Source organism: Thalassospira sp. CH_XMU1420-2, from assembly GCF_037029325.1.
In the GTDB taxonomy this organism is placed as follows: Bacteria; Pseudomonadota; Alphaproteobacteria; order Rhodospirillales; family Thalassospiraceae; genus Thalassospira; species Thalassospira povalilytica.
Map to the genome: position 1 here is coordinate 1 of NZ_JAYMEG010000030.1, position 2,613 is coordinate 2,613.

Sequence of the window (2,613 nt, forward strand, 5' to 3'; positions counted from 1 at the left end):
TGTTCATCGTCTGGGATGTTTCCTGGGCACGGATAACGGCCTGTCCGGCAATATCGTTTGTTTTGTGGATGCGGTCGAGGATTTATAACGAACAAATGGATAGTCCGTGATTGCGTCAACATTCTCTGACCACAAGTGGAAGCACTGCTCGATTGGCCTGAGAAACCGTTCTAATCCACTTTCGAAGCTCAGTTTCAGGTCCGGCATCAGCGCGGTGATATACATCGCCGCTTCAAAGAGGGCTGCATTCGTTCGCGCGATTAAGGCGTGCTGCCCTTCTTCGAAGGGAAGATCGAGCGGATTACCTACGACAGCGACAGACTTTCGCGATGGGGTCCCCCGTATCGTGAAGCTTGGCGGGTTACGCTTGAACCCTAAGACAATATTCGCGAATTCGGCCACTTGTTCACCGTAGCGGAAAGACTGGCTTAAGACTGCATCTGCAGAATCTGGGAATGCATCCAGGGCGTTAACCGACCCTCTGAATGCGTAAATCTGTTGATGTCGGTCCCCTACAATCACCCTCTTACACTGACTTTGTTTAATGATCTCCAACATCACGGGACTGAAGTCCTGTCCCTCGTCTGCCAGTATGCAGTCATATTGAACGTGGAGATCTTCTTGGCGAAGCTGAAACAACTTCAAATACATGTCATGAGTGATCGGGATTGAGTTCGTTCTTGATGACATGAGTGCCCACAGATCACGGGCGTACCCGAGATAGCGCTCAATCACGGGTGTTGTAAGATCGGCTTCCGGCAAATGGTGAGCCTGAATTCTTTCATCCGCTGACATCGCATACTTCTCAATGGCCGCAACCAGCGTGGCAATAACCTGTTCTTTCTCGTTGGTCCCGCCTTCTAAGCCAAGCAGATCGGCGCCCAGTTCACCTGTCATTTTGCGGTTTAACTTGTTCACCAGTTTAGTTTGCCCGTCCAGCCTCCTAAACGCGAAGCCATGAGCAGTCATGCATTCTGCGTTCGTGGGAAACGACGCCTTCGCTTCTGCCGCCAGTTGTCTACTGAAGGTCAGGTACAGGAAGCGAGCATGCTGGGATTTTGCTATGCGCTTCAAAAGGTATGATTTTCCCGCGCCAGCTGCCGCGTTTACCCTGACACTGTGATGCTCTGCGGCAAGCTTGCTCGCCAATTTTTGTTCTTCAGTGTCTTTCATCTATCGCTCTCATGGTTTGGCATCCTTAATGCCAGACAGCGAAAGAACGAAAATGCGTTTTGGTGACAAATTTTGCATCGAACCGGCACTTTGCTTGTTTCGGAAGGGTGTATGTCCCTGATCGTAGAATGCCCTTCGTGTCACTTTTTGCAAAAATCAGCGTAAATCGCGGTCGATGGCATTCCGTTGTAAAAATCAGCGTAAACCCGCGACCCACCTAGCTTTGCTCTGGATGCGCTTTGTAAAAATCAGCGTAGGAGCTTTGCGTTTTTCAGCGTAACAACGTCACTTTCTGTGTCTTGATTGGCTCTGGATCTTTTTTCCTGCGCTCCAGGTACCAATGCATCCCAAGAAATCCGCCACTTTTCGGCCCATTGGCTCTCTACATAGTGACCAATCTCTGCTCTACGCAGAAAAAAGCAAAATCCACGCTGAAAAAAGCAAAGTGGAGATTTGTTCGATTCGCCCCGACTCTTACGCTGAAAAAAACAACGACTTATCCACAGCACAAAGACCCGCGAGCAAAACAATCCACAGATTTTGAGGTCGCCCAAACTGTTATCCACAATGAAAAAAGCAAAGGAGAGCATCAAGCCATCTGGTTCAATCGCGGTTTTCTGCGGTTTGTTATGTTGGCGCTACGCTGAAAAAAGCAAAACTCAGCCTACGGAACAGCTCTACGCAGAAAAAAACAACGCTTACGCAGAAAAAAGCAAAACCCGCGCTGAAAATAGCAACGACCTTGGGTTTTTCACGCTGAAAAAAGCAAAACGCATAAATAAGGCTTTTCCTGTAGCTTTATCCTATGCTTCCTATAGGGGTGCCTGTTGGGATTGAAAAAAACTGGGAATTGAAAGATGAGTGGTCCAAACGATGAGGTGACTATTCACGAACAAATCGAACTATTCGGTTTGAAGAACTATGTTTCGATGCATCCTGAACGTGAGAAAGATGCCCTCATCGCACATGGGGCAGTTCAGGACGAAGGCAAAGATATCACCTTCTTGCACCGCGGTTTTTGTTCTGTTGGCCTACCCCTTCGCAACCCCATAAAAAACACCAACGCTGGCAGCAAGTCACCAATCTGGTCCAAATCCGATGGTGATTTTACCTTGAGCATCACCGGTTCTGATTTCCATATGGATGAGAACCAACAAGAGTTTCGCTCTGGGATCCCTTACGGACCAAAAGCACGCTTGATTGCCATGTACATTGCTGACCAGATCCATGATCCGCGTCGCTCACTGGACGATCGTAGCGTAGAGTTCGGCGGCATAACGCAATGGCTTACCAATGCCGGCGTTGGCGTAACAGGTGGAAAGCGTGGTTCGATTACGGCAACCAAAGAGGAGTTGGTTCGCTTCTTGTGCGCTCGTTGCACCATGAGGATGCGTGCAAAGCGGGGCAGCTTGTTTGGGGATGATGATGAGGAGACGATCT

3 protein-coding genes are annotated in these 2,613 nt (G+C 49.0%); 2 read left to right on the plus strand and 1 reads right to left on the minus strand.

Annotated elements, in window-relative coordinates:
* Positions 1 to 3 precede the first annotated feature (3 nt).
* Positions 4 to 1,173, minus strand: coding sequence for a UvrD-helicase domain-containing protein (locus tag WA429_RS20935; RefSeq protein WP_336107867.1), 1,170 nt, complete (start codon positions 1,171 to 1,173; stop codon positions 4 to 6).
* Between the two features lie 567 nt (positions 1,174 to 1,740).
* On the opposite strand from WA429_RS20935, the gene WA429_RS20940 reads away from it, so the two are divergent.
* On the plus strand, positions 1,741 to 2,010 hold the full coding sequence (locus WA429_RS20940; RefSeq protein ID WP_336107868.1) for a hypothetical protein: 270 nt from the start codon (positions 1,741 to 1,743) through the stop codon (positions 2,008 to 2,010).
* Positions 2,011 to 2,030: 20 nt separating this feature from the next.
* The coding region (locus WA429_RS20945; RefSeq protein WP_336107869.1) for a replication protein RepA at positions 2,031 to 2,613 on the plus strand (583 nt) is incomplete at its 3' end.

Excerpts from the sequence above, each read along its gene's own strand:
- WA429_RS20935 (WP_336107867.1), bottom strand. The coding sequence starts at position 1,173 with ATGAAAGACACTGAAGAACAAAAATTGGCGAGCAAGCTTGCCGCAGAG.
- WA429_RS20940 (WP_336107868.1), top strand. The coding sequence starts at position 1,741 with ATGAAAAAAGCAAAGGAGAGCATCAAGCCATCTGGTTCAATCGCGGTT.